8 protein-coding genes and 2 pseudogenes are annotated in these 15088 nt (G+C 60.5%); 8 read left to right on the top strand and 2 right to left on the bottom strand.

The genetic code is table 11. The features are described from left to right. The first annotated feature begins 54 nt into the window (after window positions 1-54). The 6 genes from dnaA (at window position 55) to RTA_RS00025 (ending at window position 10264) form a co-directional block, all read left to right on the top strand. On the top strand, window positions 55-1464 hold the full coding sequence (dnaA, locus tag RTA_RS00005; protein ID WP_049871178.1) for a chromosomal replication initiator protein DnaA: 1410 nt from the start codon (window positions 55-57) through the stop codon (window positions 1462-1464). Window positions 1465-1500: 36 nt separating this feature from the next. Continuing rightward, window positions 1501-2607 carry a DNA polymerase III subunit beta gene (gene dnaN, locus RTA_RS00010; protein ID WP_013899294.1) on the top strand — a complete coding sequence of 369 codons (1107 nt, stop codon included), beginning with the start codon at window positions 1501-1503 and terminating at the stop codon, window positions 2605-2607. A 29-nt stretch (window positions 2608-2636) separates the two neighbouring features. Then, window positions 2637-5273 (top strand): DNA topoisomerase (ATP-hydrolyzing) subunit B, encoded by a 2637-nt coding sequence (gyrB, locus tag RTA_RS00015; protein ID WP_013899295.1) that lies wholly within the window; start codon window positions 2637-2639, stop codon window positions 5271-5273. Window positions 5274-5497: 224 nt separating this feature from the next. After that, window positions 5498-6151, top strand: a complete 654-nt coding sequence (locus RTA_RS00020; RefSeq protein WP_013899296.1) for a DNA methyltransferase — start codon at window positions 5498-5500, stop codon at window positions 6149-6151. After that, window positions 6148-7731: an Eco57I restriction-modification methylase domain-containing protein gene (locus RTA_RS19975; protein WP_013899297.1), complete on the top strand. Its 1584-nt coding sequence runs from the start codon at window positions 6148-6150 to the stop codon at window positions 7729-7731. The genes RTA_RS00020 and RTA_RS19975 overlap by 4 nt, the downstream gene beginning before the upstream one ends. Continuing rightward, complete coding sequence (locus tag RTA_RS00025; protein ID WP_013899298.1) at window positions 7724-10264, top strand: DEAD/DEAH box helicase family protein; 2541 nt, start codon at window positions 7724-7726, stop codon at window positions 10262-10264. The genes RTA_RS19975 and RTA_RS00025 overlap by 8 nt, the downstream gene beginning before the upstream one ends. A 63-nt stretch (window positions 10265-10327) precedes the next feature. On the opposite strand, the pseudogene RTA_RS21485 reads toward RTA_RS00025, so the two are convergent. Both RTA_RS21485 and RTA_RS20495 read right to left on the bottom strand, forming a co-directional pair. Continuing rightward, window positions 10328-11067 (bottom strand): annotated as a pseudogene (locus RTA_RS21485) (7-cyano-7-deazaguanine synthase). Beyond that, complete coding sequence (locus tag RTA_RS20495; protein WP_143762870.1) at window positions 11064-11771, bottom strand: hypothetical protein; 708 nt, start codon at window positions 11769-11771, stop codon at window positions 11064-11066. Before RTA_RS20495 ends, RTA_RS21485 begins: the two are co-directional and overlap by 4 nt. 41 nt (window positions 11772-11812) lie before the next feature. Here RTA_RS20495 and RTA_RS19980 point away from each other — a divergent pair. Both RTA_RS19980 and RTA_RS00035 read left to right on the top strand, forming a co-directional pair. Next, window positions 11813-12253 (top strand): annotated as a pseudogene (locus RTA_RS19980) (3'-5' exonuclease); the annotation flags it as partial. Between the two features lie 55 nt (window positions 12254-12308). Then, the gene (locus tag RTA_RS00035) at window positions 12309-15023 is read left to right on the top strand and encodes an McrB family protein (RefSeq protein WP_041674903.1); all 2715 of its coding nucleotides are present in this window, start codon (window positions 12309-12311) and stop codon (window positions 15021-15023) included. Window positions 15024-15088: the final 65 nt, after the last annotated feature.

Here is a 15088-nt window from a genome sequence, read left to right on the forward strand (position 1 = left end):
GTTACAATCGCCGCTTGCGGCAATCGACAATATCCACAAAGGCAGCAGCGTTTGATGAGTGAGGGGCAACACAAGGGCCTGGCCACGGGCGCGGTCCTGGGCGCGGGCGACAGCCTCTGGCAGGCCTGCATCGACCAGCTGGCGCAGGAGCTGCCCGAGCAGCAGTTCAACACCTGGATCAAGCCGCTGTCGGCCCAGGTCTCCGAGGACTTCTCCAAGGTCACGCTTCACGTGGCCAACCGCTTCAAGCTCGACTGGGTGCGGGCCCAGTACGCCGGCCGCATCGCGGCCCTGCTGGAGAAGCTCTATGGCCAACCCGTGCAGCTTGAGTTAGCGCTCGCTCAGCGCGAAGCGCCCACCCGTTCTTTCGTGGCCCCGGTGGCCGCCGAGATCGGCCCGGCGGAGCCGGCCGACATCGCCGACGACGCCGGCCCGGCCGTCTTCAAGAACCGGCTCAATACCGCGCTGACCTTCGATACCCTGGTCGAGGGCACGGCCAACCGCATGGCCCGGGCCGCGGCCATGCACGTGTCCGGCACGCCCGGCCAGCTGTACAACCCGCTGTTCATCTACGGCGGCGTGGGCCTGGGGAAAACCCACCTCGTGCATGCCGTGGGCAACAAGCTGCTGGCCGACCGGCCCTCGGCCAAAGTTCTCTACATCCACGCGGAGCAGTTCGTCTCCGATGTGGTCAAGGCCTACCAGCGCAAGACCTTCGACGAGTTCAAGGACCGCTACCACAGCCTGGACCTGCTGCTCATCGACGACGTGCAGTTCTTCGCCAACAAGGACCGCACCCAGGAGGAGTTCTTCAACGCCTTCGAGGCCCTGCTGGCCAAGAAGAGCCACATCGTGATGACCTCGGACACCTACCCCAAGGGGCTGGCCGACATCCACGAGCGGCTGGTCTCGCGCTTCGACTCGGGCCTGACGGTGGCCATCGAGCCGCCCGAGCTCGAGATGCGCGTGGCCATCCTGATCAACAAGGCCCGGGCCGAGAGCGCCGAGATGCCCGAGGAAGTGGCCTTCTTCGTGGCCAAGAACGTGCGCTCCAACGTGCGCGAGCTGGAAGGCGCGCTGCGCAAGATCCTGGCGTACAGCCGCTTCAACCAGAAGGAAGTCTCAATCCAGCTGGCGCGCGAGGCGCTGCGCGACCTGCTGTCGATCCAGAACCGGCAGATCAGCGTGGAGAACATCCAGAAGACCGTGGCCGACTACTACAAGATCAAGGTGGCCGACATGTACAGCAAGAAGCGGCCGGCCTCGATCGCCCGGCCGCGGCAGATCGCCATGTACCTGGCCAAGGAGCTGACGCAGAAAAGCCTGCCGGAGATCGGCGAGCTGTTCGGCGGGCGCGACCACACCACCGTGCTGCACGCGGTGCGCAAGATCGCGCTGGAGCGCCAGAACATGACCGAGCTGAACCAGCAATTGCACGTGCTGGAGCAGACGCTCAAGGGATAATTGCAGAGTTACAAGTAAGACAAAGAGGGCACAACCATGATCGTCCTGAAGGCAACGCAAGACAAAGTGCTGTCGGTCCTGCAATCGGTGGCCGGCATCGTGGAGCGACGGCACACCTTGCCGATCCTGGCCAACGTGCTGATCCGCAAGACGGGCGGCCAGGTGCAGCTGACCACCAGCGACCTGGAGATCCAGATCCGCACCACGGCGGAGATGGAGGGGGACAGCGGCAACTTCACCACCACGGTGGGCGCCCGCAAGCTGATCGACATCCTGCGCACCATGCCGGCCGACCAGACGGTGAGCCTGGAGTCCTCGCAATCCAAGCTGGTGCTCAAGGGCGGCAAGAGCCGCTTCACCCTGCAGACCCTGCCGGCCGAGGACTTCCCGCTGGTGCAGGAGGCGCCCTCCTTCGGCCCCAAGTTCAGCGTGCCGCAAAAGACGCTCAAGGAGCTGCTGGCCCAGGTCAGCTTCGCGATGGCGGTGCACGACATCCGCTACTACCTCAACGGCATCCTGTTCGTGGCCGAGGGCAAGCAGCTCTCGCTGGTGGCCACCGACGGCCACCGCCTGGCCTTCGCCAGCGCCACGCTGGACGTGGAGGTGCCGCGCCAGGAGGTGATCCTGCCGCGCAAGACGGTGCTGGAACTGCAGCGTCTGCTGTCCGACGTGGAAGGCCAGATCGAGATGCAGTTCGCCAGCAACCAGGCCAAGTTCGCCTTCGGCGGCATGGAGTTCGTCACCAAGCTGGTGGAAGGCAAGTTCCCCGACTACAACCGCGTCATCCCCAAGAACCACAAGAACTCGGTCACCCTGGGCCGCGCGCCGCTGCTGGCCAGCCTGCAGCGCACTGCCATCCTGACCAGCGAGAAGTTCAAGGGCGTGCGCCTGAACATCGAGCCCGGCACCCTGCGCGTGGCCAGCAACAACGCCGAGCAGGAAGAGGCCGTCGACGAGCTGGACATCGACTACGGCGGCGCCATCATCGAGATCGGCTTCAACGTCACCTACCTGATCGACGCCCTGGCCAATATGGACCAGGACATGGTCACGCTGGAGCTGCAGGACGCCAACAGCTCGGCCCTGTTCACCATCCCCGAGAACACCAGCTTCAAGTACGTGGTGATGCCCATGCGCATCTGAGCGAAGAGATAGACAAGAAAACAGCATTCATGTCCGAAGACAACACCCAGAACGGCGGCCTCAACGGGGCGGAGGGCAGCTCCAACTTCCAGCCGAAGATCGACCCGAACCAGGCCGGCGCCTCCGAAGGCTACGGCGAGGGCGCCATCCAGATCCTGGAAGGCCTGGAGGCGGTGCGCAAGCGCCCGGGCATGTACATCGGCGACACCTCGGACGGCACCGGCCTGCACCACCTGGTGTTCGAGGTGGTGGACAACTCCATCGACGAGGCCCTGGCCGGCCACTGCGACGACATCGTCGTCACCATCCACACCGACAACTCCATCAGCGTGGTGGACAACGGCCGCGGCATCCCCACCGGCATTAAGATGGACGACAAGCACGAGCCCAAGCGCTCGGCCGCCGAGATCGCCCTGACCGAGCTGCACGCCGGCGGCAAGTTCAACCAGAACAGCTATAAGGTTTCGGGCGGCCTGCACGGCGTGGGCGTGAGCTGCGTCAACGCTTTGTCCAAGATGCTGCGCCTGACGGTGCGGCGCGAGGGCAAGGTGCACGTGATGGAGTTCAGCAAGGGCGTGCCGCAGAACGCCGCCACCGAGCTGCGCGGCGGCGTCGAGGTGCGGCCCATGCAGATCCTGGGCGACACCGACAAGCGGGGCACCGAGGTGCACTTCCTGCCGGACACCGAGATCTTCAAGGAAAACAACGACTTCCACTACGAGATCCTGTCCAAGCGGCTGCGCGAGCTCTCGTTCCTGAACAACGGCGTCAACATCAAGCTGCTGGACGAGCGCAGCGGCAAGAGCGACGACTTCTCGGGCGCCGGCGGGGTCAAGGGCTTCGTCGACTTCATCAACAAGGGCAAGACCGTCCTGCACCCCAACGTGTTCCACGCGATGGGCGACAAGCAGAGCGACCAGAACACCAACATCGGTGTCGAGGTGGCCATGCAGTGGAACAGCGGCTACAACGAGCAGGTGCTGTGCTTCACCAACAACATCCCCCAGCGGGACGGCGGCACGCACCTGACGGGCCTGCGCGCGGCCATGACGCGGGTGATCAACAAGTACATCGAAGAGACCGAGCTGGCCAAGAAGGCCAAGGTCGAGGTGACCGGCGACGACATGCGCGAGGGCCTGACCTGCGTGCTGAGCGTCAAGGTGCCCGAGCCCAAGTTCTCCAGCCAGACCAAGGACAAGCTGGTCTCTAGCGAGGTGCGCGGCCCGGTCGAGGACGTGGTGGCCCGCACGCTGAACGACTACCTGCAGGAGCGCCCCAACGACGCCAAGATCATCGTCGGCAAGATCATCGAGGCGGCGCGCGCCCGCGAGGCCGCGCGCAAGGCGCGCGAGATGACGCGCCGCAAGGGCGTGCTGGACGGCATGGGCCTGCCCGGCAAGCTGGCCGACTGCCAGGAGAAAGACCCGGCGCTGTGCGAGATCTACATCGTCGAGGGCGACTCCGCCGGCGGCAGCGCCAAGCAGGGCCGCGACCGGAAGTTCCAGGCCATCCTGCCGCTGCGCGGCAAGATCCTGAACGTGGAAAAGGCGCGCTACGAGAAGCTGCTGACCAGCAACGAGATCCTGACGCTGATCACCGCCCTGGGCACCGGCATCGGCAAGGCCGGCACGGCCAACTCCAACGGCAAGGGCGACACCGACGACTTCAACGTCGCCAAGCTGCGCTACCACCGCATCATCATCATGACGGATGCCGACGTGGACGGCGCCCACATCCGCACGCTACTGCTGACCTTCTTCTACCGCCAGATGCCCGAGCTGGTGGAGCGCGGCCACATCTACATCGCGCAGCCGCCGCTGTACAAGGTGAAAGCCGGCAAGGAGGAGCTGTACCTGCAGGGCCAGAGCGAGCTGGACACCTTTTTGCTGCGCATCGCCCTGAACGGCGCCAGCGTCGTCACAGGAACGGCGCCTGACGGCTCCGTGCCGGCGGCAAATGTGATCAACGGCGAAACGCTGGCCGAGCTAGCGCGCAAGCACCAGGTGGCCGAGGCCGTGATCCACCGTTTGTCGGGCTTCATGGACCGCGAGGCGCTGCGCGCGATTGCCGACGGCGTGCGCCTGAACCTGGACACCGTGCCCGACGCCGAGGCCTCGGCCATCGCGCTGCAGGCCAAGCTGCAGGAGCTGGACCGCGCCAGCAGCAACGCCGCCCCGGCCGAGGTGGCCGGCGAGTTCGACGCCCGCGCCGACAAGCCCATTTTGCGCATCAGCCGCCGGCACCATGGCAACGTGAAGTCCAGCGTGATCACGCAGGACTTCGTGCACGGCGCCGACTACAAGGCCCTGGCCGAGGCGGCCGACACCTTCCGCGGCCTGCTGCACGAGGGCGCCACCGTGCGCCGCGGCGAGGGCGAGCGCCAGAAGGAGGAGCGCGTCGGCGACTTCCGCACCGCCATGCGCTGGCTGATAGCCGAGGCCGAGCGCGCCACCGCCAGGCAGCGCTACAAGGGCCTGGGCGAGATGAACCCCGAGCAGCTGTGGGAAACCACCATGGACCCCACCGTGCGCCGCCTGCTGCGCGTGCAGATCGACGATGCGATCGAGGCCGACCGCGTGTTCACGATGCTGATGGGGGATGAGGTGGAGCCGCGCAGGGATTTCATCGAGACGAATGCGTTGAGGGCGGCGAATATTGATGTGTGAATAGGTGGCTAGAGCAGGGCGCCACGTAGTTTCGATGCGCGACGAAGCGAAGGACAACGTTGGTTGCTGAACCTGGCGGGGATCTGCCGGTTCAGTAATCACATAGTGGAGAAGTGAGTGCAACTGCAACCGTGCGCCTCCAATTGCAGATGCTACGCCAAGCTCTTAGGCTGCAACTTCCCGCAAAGGGAGGCAGATCCAATTCTCTCGATTGCACTCGCTCCATGAACCTAGTGAAATCAAAACAGCGTGTTGCCGACCACGGCGAGGTATTCACTCCTTCGTGGATGGTTGAGGCGATACTCGACCTAGTTAAGGATGAGAGTGAGCGCATCGACTCGCGCTTCCTGGAGCCTGCATGCGGTAGCGGAAACTTCCTTATCCAGGTCTTGCGGCGCAAGCTCGCCGCAGTCGAAATTAAGTTCGGGAAGTCTGAATTCGAGAAGCGGCATTACACGCTGCTCGCGCTGATGTGTATCTATGGGATCGAGCTCCTGGAGGACAACATTGCCGAGTGCAGGGCGAACATATTGGAGATCGTTGCTGACTACCTGCATCTCGATGAGTCAGATGACCTCTATCGAGCCGCCTCCTATGTGCTGTCGCAGAACCTCGTCCATGGGGATGCCTTGACGATGCGCACTAGCGATCGCCAGCCGATCTCCTTTGCGGAATGGGGTTATGTGGGCAAAGGCAAGTTCCAGCGTCGTGACTTCCGCTTCGATATCCTGACCCATTCATCGGCCTTCGGTGAGGAAGGCACGCTCTTCGCGCACTTGGGCAAGCACGAGATCTTCACGCCCACAAAGACCTACCCGCCGCTGACGATGGCTGAGCTCGCCGCTGCGCTGAGCGCTGCGTCGAAGGAAGCCTCATGAGTGGCAAGGCGAGCTTTTCACTTCGTGGCCGCAACCCAGATGTGTTGACGTGCATTGCGAACCTCTCCAATGATGAGGTATTCACTCCACCCGAATTCGCGAGCAGGATGCTCGACACACTTGCCGAGGCGTGGGCGGCCGACCACGACGGCGCGAGCATTTGGGCGAACAGCTCAGTCCGTTTTCTCGATCCGTGCACGAAGTCTGGTGTGTTTCTCCGTGAGATCACCACCCGCCTCACCAAGGGCTTAACAGCCGAGATTCCGAACTTGGAGGACCGCGTCAATCACATCCTGACCAAGCAGGTGTTCGGCATCGGCATCACTTATCTAACCACCCTGCTCGCGCGCCGCAGTGTCTACTGTTCGAAGCATGCTCAAGGCAAGCACTCGATAGCCAAGGGCTTCGACAGCGACGACGGAAACATCTGGTTTGAGCGCACAGAGCACACGTGGGCGAGCGGTAGGTGCAGCTACTGCGGAGCCAATCAGGGAAGCTATGACCGTGGCGTGGACCTAGAAACGCACGCCTATGCGTTCATCCACACCAATGGCATTCAGGCTCGGATCGCCAAGATTTTCGGAGGCAATATGCAGTTTGATGTCATCGTTGGTAATCCTCCATATCAGCTTGGATCCGACGGAGGAACCCGTGACGTGCCGATTTACCAGCGATTTGTTGAGCAAGCGAAGATGCTTCAACCGCGATATCTCACGATGGTCATCCCTTCAAGGTGGATGGCCTCCGGCCTAGGCCTGGGAGAGTTCCGACATACCATGCTTAACGACCGTCGTATGCGTGAACTCGTCGACTATCCGGCAGCAAACGACGTGTTTCCGGGTGTGGAGATTAAAGCAGGGGTGTCCTACTTTCTCTGGGACGCGGCCTACGGAGGCAACTGCAGAGTGACAACGATCCGCGGCGGGGAGGTCGTAGGGCCAGTGTTACGAAAGCTGGGTGAGTACGACGTGTTTGTTCGGGATGCGCGTGCCGTTTCAATCCTACACAAGGTTCTGGATCGTGGTGAATCATCCATCAACACGATACTCGCACGCGACAAGGAGTTCGGATGGACCTCAAACTTCGACGGCTTTCATGAAACGGAGCGTCCCGGAGATGTGCCGCTTTATTTCATCCGAAAAATGAAGCGTGGCGTGGGATACATCGGACGCAAGGCAGTGACAAAGAGCGCACACCTGATTGACAAGTGGAAAGTCTTGGTCCCTGAGGCGTTCAATGGGGGAGACGCCGTGCCACATCAGATCTTGGGTAAGCCATTAATTGCCCCTTCGCCGTCAGTCTGCACCCAATCGTTCCTTTTCTTTTACGTTGGCTCGCGCAATGCAGCCAAGAGTCTCCAGTCGTACTACGCCACGCGGTTCTTTCGCTTCCTCGTTTCCTTGAGGAAAATCACTCAACATGCGACGCACTCCACTTACGCTTGGGTGCCGCTGCAGACCTGGAATCGCACCTGGACGGACGAGGAGCTTTACGCAAAATATGGCATCACGCGTAAAGAGCAGGCCTACATCGAGTCGCAAGTCAGAGCAATGAACCTCGAAGGCGATGGCGATGAGTAAACCCACGGTCGAGGAGATCCTCGCACTAAAACCCGAAGCCAGGCCTCGCATCTACGCCTACTCGATTGACGACGAGGCACACAAGGGCCTCCTCAAGATCGGGCAAACAACGCGGAACGTAAAGCGGCGCGTCGCCGAGCAGGTTAAGACCGCCGCAATCAAGAACTATAAGATTGAGCTGGACGAATTTGCGGAACGCAGCGACGGCACAATCTTTACCGATCATCACGTACGTGCGACGCTCGTCAAGAAGGGTTTTAAGAACGCGGAGTTGGAGTGGATGCGATGCACAGTCGCTGATGTGCGAACCGTGGTCACCGAACTCCGCACCAACCAGCAGCTGACCGGCACCCATCACGCGACTTTCCCGATGCGCCAAGAGCAAGCCGAGGCGGTAAGAAAAACGCACGCCTACTTCCACTCGATTTGGAAGGAAGACATGCACGCAGTCCCGAGATTCCTCTGGAACGCGAAGATGCGCTTCGGTAAAACTTTTACCACGTACCAGTTGGCCAAGAAGCTCGGCGCCAAGCGGGTGCTCGTGGTGACCTTTAAGCCTGCGGTCGAGGATGCGTGGCAGACCGACCTCGAATCTCACGCGGACTTTGATGGGTGGCAATACCTCTCCCGCAACTCCGACAAGGACCCGACCAAGATCGACCGCAGAAAGCCGGTAATCTATTTCGGTTCCTTTCAGGACCTTCTTGGCCGTGACTTGGCAGGAAATATCAAGCCCAAGAACGAATGGCTTCATGAGGTGAGGTGGGACCTTGTCGTGTTCGACGAGTACCACTTCGGCGCCTGGCGGGAGACTGCAAAGGAACTCTTCGAAGGTGAGGAAGATGCGATCTCCAAGAAGGAGGCTAAGCTCGAGTACGCAACGGCTATGGAGGAAGTGAACGAGACTCTGCATGTACTTTCCGAGCCAGAAGCTGAGTTCCTCCCCATAACCACCAAGGCGTATCTCTATCTCTCCGGCACCCCGTTCAAGGCGCTGGCCACGGGTGAGTTCATCGAGGAGCAGAGCTTCAACTGGACGTACACCGACGAGCAGCGCGCGAAGGCAGAGTTTGCCGCTAGGTGGCCCGGCGAATGGAACCCGTACGGTGCGCTGCCGCAGATGCGCCTGCTCACGTACCAGATGCCCGACGAATTGGTGGCAATTGCAAGCGCCGGGGAGTTCGACGAGTTCGACCTCAATGAATTCTTTGCGGCCTCTGGCACGGGCAAGGGTGCCAAGTTCAAGCACAAGAGTGACGTGCAGAAGTGGCTGGACATTATCCGGGGCTCATACACGCCGCAAGTGGTCGCGCATCTTAAGACTGGAACGCGACCGCCATTTCCATATTCTGACGTCCGCCTGCTGCCGTACTTGCAGCACTCGTTCTGGTTCCTCCCCAACGTTGCGGCCTGCCACGCGATGGCGAACTTACTGGCCGAGAGGCACAACACCTTCTGGCACGGCTACGATGTCGTGGTCGCCGCCGGGGCGTCGGCGGGAATCGGTCTGGATGCATTGCTGCCCGTGCGGAAGGCCATCGAAAGCGGGTTCGACACCAGGACGGTCACGCTGTCGTGCGGCAAGCTCACGACGGGCGTCACCGTGCCTCAGTGGTCGTCCATCCTGATGCTGCGCAACTTGAAGTCGCCGGAGACCTACTTTCAGGCCGCATTTCGCGTGCAGTCTCCGTGGTCCATCAAGAACCCTAACGGCGACAATCCGAATGAGGAGGAGATCCTCAAGCCGGTCTGTTTTGTGTTCGACTTCGCGCCAACCCGCGCACTGCGACAACTCTCCGAGTACGGAATCGGGCTCTCGCCAAACGACCCAAACCCGGAGAATGCTGTGAAAGATCTGGTGTCGTTCCTGCCCGTGCTGGCCTACGACGGCGCTAACATGACGCAGGTTGACGCGGGTGGGATTCTCGATATTGCGATGGCAGGCACCTCGGCCACGTTGCTAGCTCGCAAGTGGGAGTCAGCGCTACTGGTGAACGTGGACAACGATACCTTACGCCGCATTCTGGATAACCCGGAGGCCATGGCTGCCGTGGAGCGTATCGAGGGCTGGCGCTCGCTCGGCGACAACGTCATTGAAACGATCATTAACAAGAGCGATAAGGTCAAGGATCTCAAAAACAAGGCCAAGGAGCGCGATCTCACACCGAAGCAGGAGAAGCAGCTCACCGAGGAGGAGAAGGAGTACAAATCCAAGCGTAAGCTGGTCCAGGAAAAACTAATCAAGTTCGCGACGCGCGTTCCTGCGTTCATGTACCTGACCGACTTCCGCGAGAACACGCTTAAAGATGTGATCACCAAGTTGGAGCCCGATCTATTCCTGGCCGTCACCGGCCTGACCGTGAAGGACTTCCACCTGCTAGTGCGCTTGAAGGTGTTCAATACCGAACAGATGAACCAAGCCGTCTTTGCTTTCCGCCGGTATGAAGACGCCTCGCTCCGCTACACCGGCATTGAGAGCCATGAAGGCTTAACCCACTTCGGGCTCTACGATACGGTGGTGGCAAGGGATTGAAAGGCGAGCTTTGCAGCCTCGCCCCAACCCCGCTTATCGACTTCTTCTTGAAAGGGCGGATCGCTAACTCGTTGGCAGGCTCTCCTCTGTCATCCTCCGCGAGTTCAAGCTACGTGAAATTGTTGTCCATGTCTGGTAACCACGGCGCGCAGCTGCACGCCAGGAGCTACCGCAGCCGTAGCCCAGGCGTGCTGAGTGGCGCGGTCGCCTAGGTAGCAGGTGCGTTTGGTCGCGCACCAGCTGACCAGCGCGTCGCCGCCCAGCTCGCGCCAGTTACCAGCCTTGTCGCACCACATCAGAAGGTCTCGACCACTGGCGCGTATCCAGTCCCAGGCCTGGGGCGGCCTGCAGCCTATTTGGGCGTGTCGTCGCGGCAGTCGGGATAACCGGAGTAGTCGGTCTCGCACATACCACCTCTGGCACCTGACGCGCCGGTAGGAAAAGGCGGCGGTGAAGGTGAAGAGATTAGATTGCGGCAGAGGACGAGGGTGTTCGACAAACTTTTCTGCTCGCATTCGGTGGCCCTGTCGATGGCAGGTGCCGTGTTGCTCACCTGGCCAAGGGCTTGTGATCCAGCACATGGTCAGGGGGCGATTTGGCGACCAGCGGATGAACTGTGCCTTGAGCCCGTCCATTACACGCAGGCGCACCTCCAGCTCTACACAGTAGCACTGGCGTAGTCGAAGCCAACGTCTCCACGTGCTCGTATCGGTCCAGCGCCCAGGCCAGGCAGCTGGTTGAGTCTTGCCTTCGGAGAAAAGGACGAGGGCGCGTGTGGGCCAACGGCAATTCTTCTCACTCAAGGGCTCAGCGGCGGACCAGCATTCTTGGGCCAAGTCGTATTGAGTTCCGCAGTACGAACAACGTACATATCCTCCTCCGTCCAATAAGCAGTCCAGTCCTTGTTCTGGGCGACTATGAGAACACATTGCGCTGAGTCATACTCCATGCGCATTAGGCGCACACAACTTTTAGGCTGGTGTACCTGGTGAGCTTGCATTCCTCTTACTGCTGCCTTTCCGCCAAGTTCATGCGCCTGCAAGGGCAGGAAGAGCAGCACAGCAGCCATCGACAGCACGACCCATGGGACAGCAGAGAAAAAAATGATTCCACGTGCGACGACGACGGATAGGTTTGTCCATCTGTTGTTAATCACGGCCTGAACGCGCGTGTTCTCAGCCCATGCTTTCGCCTTAGTGAAGATAAGCCCTAGAAGGACGCCGACGCACAAGCATGCAGCGATATATAGAACCAGCCACGCAAAACTACCTTTCAACAACCGAAGCGATGTAAGCCAGGCTTCGAGCGCCGCTATGAACGCCCAGTAGCTAAGCTCCATGGCGGAATCCGGGTACAGAAGGCCCGGAACGATGCCGAAGGCTTGCAGATAACCCATTCGGTACATAAGGCCGCAAGAAGTGAATAGCGCAGCAAGCGCTCCGCTTGAAAGAATCCACCTAGCTATCAATACGGTGGCGGCGTGATTCTTCTCGGCTTCTTCTTTCATATAGGTGTAGCTCGGCTTGACTCCAGGGCCGCTATTCTCCTATGCCCCGCACCGCCGTCATCGACTTCGAGACCATCGGCCTGTCGCCCACCAGGGGGACCGCGCCACCGAGGGGGCCATCGTGCTGATGGAGGGCGACCGGGTGGTGGACCGGTTCCAGTCGCTGATGAACGCGGGCGTGCGCATCCCGCCCTTCATCGAGGCGTACACCGGCATCAGCAATGCCATGATCGCCGGCGCGGGCCGAGGCGGCGCGCTTCGTAGGCGACACGCCCCTGGTGGCGCATAACGCCTCGTTCGACCGGCGCTTCTGGCAGGCCGAGCTGGCGCGCGCCGGCTGCCAGGCGCGCCAGCCCTTCGCCTGCACCCTGCTGCTGCCGCGCCGGCTGTACCCGCAGGCGCCCAGCCACAAGCTCGGCTCACTGGCGGCCTTCCATGCGCTGCCCTCCTCGGGCCGGGTGGTTCGCGAAGACGCGCCTGCTACCCAGCGTTGTCAGTTCGTTCGGCGCGGTATCCTCTTATGCAGAGGAGATCAGCATGGCCAGGTACTGCGGGGAAGTCAATGTCGGCCCTATCCTTGATGCCGCCGCACTTTGGAGGGATGTCGCTCTTCTCGGACAAGGGTCTGTTTTCGTCAAGGAACGTTCAGTTTGGACACTAGAGGCGCTTGCAGCCCTTGACGAGTTCTATGTCCAAAGACCTGACGAGGGTGAAGGTGGGTTTCATGAGAAGTTGAAGGCCCAGGTAGAACCCGCAGGCCCAACAGCCATACAGTTGGCTGCAGAGTTGATGTGGGTCATGTACTTGTGCCCGCGAAAGATCAGTGCTGCGAAGAAGCGTCAGACCATCCAAACGATCTGGGGGTGGTCTGGGGACATCTTTCCGGCCGACTCGCCGTGGTTGAAGGAAGAAGTGCTTTCCGGCATCGGAAGCGCAGGCCCCGGATTCAATCAGAACCAGTGGCGCGAGCTAGTTTTCGTGATCGGTCTCGTCACGCAGTTCAAAAGGCTCTCGGCAGATGAACAACGGGGCTTGTTAGCTGACCCTTGGCGGTTCGACGCGTGGGTCAGCGTACTACCTGATGCTGACTCGCGGCAGTTCCGGCACATGGTGTTGTTCTTGCTGTTCCCAGATGTCTTCGAGCGGTTCTTTGGCCAGACAGATCGTCGCGCCGTTGCTACGCATTTTTCGGCTCGGGACAAGCGCGTGGTGGCCCGACTGAGTAACTTGGAGCTGGATCGAGAGCTTTGGGAAATTCGCCAAGCCGTGGAGCGGCAGGAGGGTCGAACGGACCTCGACTTCTATCTGCCGCCTTTGCGGGATCGGTGGAAGTCTGAGTCTGTGGCGGAAATCACTTCGGCCGTGACGCGGCAACACGTCCTTGAAGCCCTGCGGCGCATAGACGCTGAAGAAGTCCCTGCGGACGCCAGATCTACTTTCTATGATCTGCTGCACGAAGGCCGGCGGTACCCCCCGAAGTACGTCTTGTCGGTTGCCGTCGCAGTCGCTACGGGGGAACCTCTAGACCGAGGAGCGTTTAGCGGAGGCGAGGACTCAACGTGCTTTCGCGTGCTTAGAGATAGAGGGTTCGAGATAGTACCGAAACCCACCGGGGCAGATGTTGAGGGCCAACTAAGATCCTTTGTAAAACAGGCGCTAGAGGCCACGGACCTTAAGACCCAAGCTTATGCCAGCGAGTACCGCGAATTTCGGGTCAAAGTCAGCTTCGGCCAAGGCAACGTTGCACGAATTCCTTGGATGGCCTGGCTGGGCAATGAGGAGCGCGTGTCCAATGGCATATATCCAGTGTTATTACTCTTCCGCAAACAAAGGGTCGTACTACTTTGCTACGGGGTAAGTGAGACCGCCGAACCTGAGCGCAGCTGGCAAGAGCTCTCTAGCAAAAAAAGCGTCCGCGAATGGTTCCAAGAAAATGTTGGTCGTGACCCTGCTCGCTATGGAAGCTCTTATGTGGCCTGGGGGTCGAAGGTAGATGCCCTCGATTTCTCGAGACTGCATCGGGAGTTGGACCAGTTACTAGACATCTACTCAGCAACTCTTGCGACGAGCCCGCAAGAAGACGATCCGATCGAGGTTGCGGATGACAAACTGTCGCGGCGCCTAGCTCTTCGCGAAGCCACCGATGCATTCGCAGACGCTCTCTTGAGCTGTGGGGTGAACTTCGGCGAGAGCCATGCACTCACTGCCAGCACCTTCCTGGCCAGTCTAATGACAAAACCCCTCGTCATCCTTACTGGATTGTCTGGCTCGGGCAAGTCTCAGATTGCGGTGCGACTTGGGGAGTGGTTGGGGGCGACAGAGCGACTACTGGTTGTTCCGGTGCGGCCAGATTGGACCGGCGCGGAGGCCTTGTTCGGCTTTGAAGACGGTCTCAAGCCGAGCAAAGAGGGTCTGCCTGCTTGGCAAGTCCCCGGCACGCTGAGTTTCATGCTGCGCGCGCATCGAGACCCGCAACACCCCTATCTGCTTGTCTTGGACGAGATGAACCTTGCGCACGTTGAAAGGTACTTCGCGGACGTGCTCTCCGGGATGGAATCAGGGCAGCCTTGCATACCTGACCTCCGCTTCGACAAGCAAGATGGGAGCTGGAGACCAGTAACACGGGGTGCGCGAGTGCCTTTCCCGAAAAATCTCTGGATTGTGGGGACGGTAAACGTCGATGAAACCACGTACATGTTTTCCCCCAAAGTTTTGGACCGGGCGAATACTCTTGAGTTTCGTGTTCGCACCAGCGATCTGACCTTGAGCCCAAAGAAGCCAACAGCGTGCGAAGCCGGGGACAAGGAGCTGATTCGCGGGCTGTGTGCTATCGCATCCGATGACGACTGGCATGTAAATCGCCCCTCGAGCGAGCAGGCCGAGTTGGTGAAAGCTCTTCACGCACTTCATGCGCTGCTGAGCGGCTTCAATCTCGAGTTCGGCCATCGTGTCTTCTACGAAGCCGTGCGCTTCGCTGCAATGGTCGAGCAATCAGGTGTCAGCGGATTGGCCGGCGTTCTAGACCTTATCGTTCTACAGAAGATTCTGCCTCGTATGCATGGCTCGCGTCGGCGCATTGAGGCACCCCTGGTCGCACTGCGCGACTTCTGTCAGGATTTACCTGGACTGGTGCAGCCCGCCTCAAGCAGCGTGGCACCGCAGGTGCTGATCTCCTTGCCTCGTTCGTTTGCGAAGCTGGATCGCATGCTGGTCGCGCTCAGAGCGAACCAGTTCGTGAGCTTCTCGGAGTAACTGCCGGTGGGTGAAGAGTTGCTAGTGCAAACCGCCTTGCGCGGTGTGCAATCCACCTATGTGCT

The organism is Ramlibacter tataouinensis TTB310, from assembly GCF_000215705.1.
GTDB classification, from domain to species: domain Bacteria; phylum Pseudomonadota; class Gammaproteobacteria; order Burkholderiales; family Burkholderiaceae_C; genus Ramlibacter; species Ramlibacter tataouinensis.

What these genes read in the sequence shown, in the direction of transcription:
- dnaA (WP_049871178.1), top strand. Translation starts at nt 55, where the DNA reads ATGAGTGAGGGGCAACACAAGGGCCTGGCCACGGGCGCGGTCCTGGGC.
- dnaN (WP_013899294.1), top strand. Translation starts at nt 1,501, where the DNA reads ATGATCGTCCTGAAGGCAACGCAAGACAAAGTGCTGTCGGTCCTGCAA.
- gyrB (WP_013899295.1), top strand. Translation starts at nt 2,637, where the DNA reads ATGTCCGAAGACAACACCCAGAACGGCGGCCTCAACGGGGCGGAGGGC.
- RTA_RS00020 (WP_013899296.1), top strand. Translation starts at nt 5,498, where the DNA reads ATGAACCTAGTGAAATCAAAACAGCGTGTTGCCGACCACGGCGAGGTA.
- RTA_RS19975 (WP_013899297.1), top strand. Translation starts at nt 6,148, where the DNA reads ATGAGTGGCAAGGCGAGCTTTTCACTTCGTGGCCGCAACCCAGATGTG.
- RTA_RS00025 (WP_013899298.1), top strand. Translation starts at nt 7,724, where the DNA reads ATGAGTAAACCCACGGTCGAGGAGATCCTCGCACTAAAACCCGAAGCC.
- RTA_RS20495 (WP_143762870.1), bottom strand. Translation starts at nt 11,771, where the DNA reads ATGAAAGAAGAAGCCGAGAAGAATCACGCCGCCACCGTATTGATAGCT.
- RTA_RS00035 (WP_041674903.1), top strand. Translation starts at nt 12,309, where the DNA reads ATGGCCAGGTACTGCGGGGAAGTCAATGTCGGCCCTATCCTTGATGCC.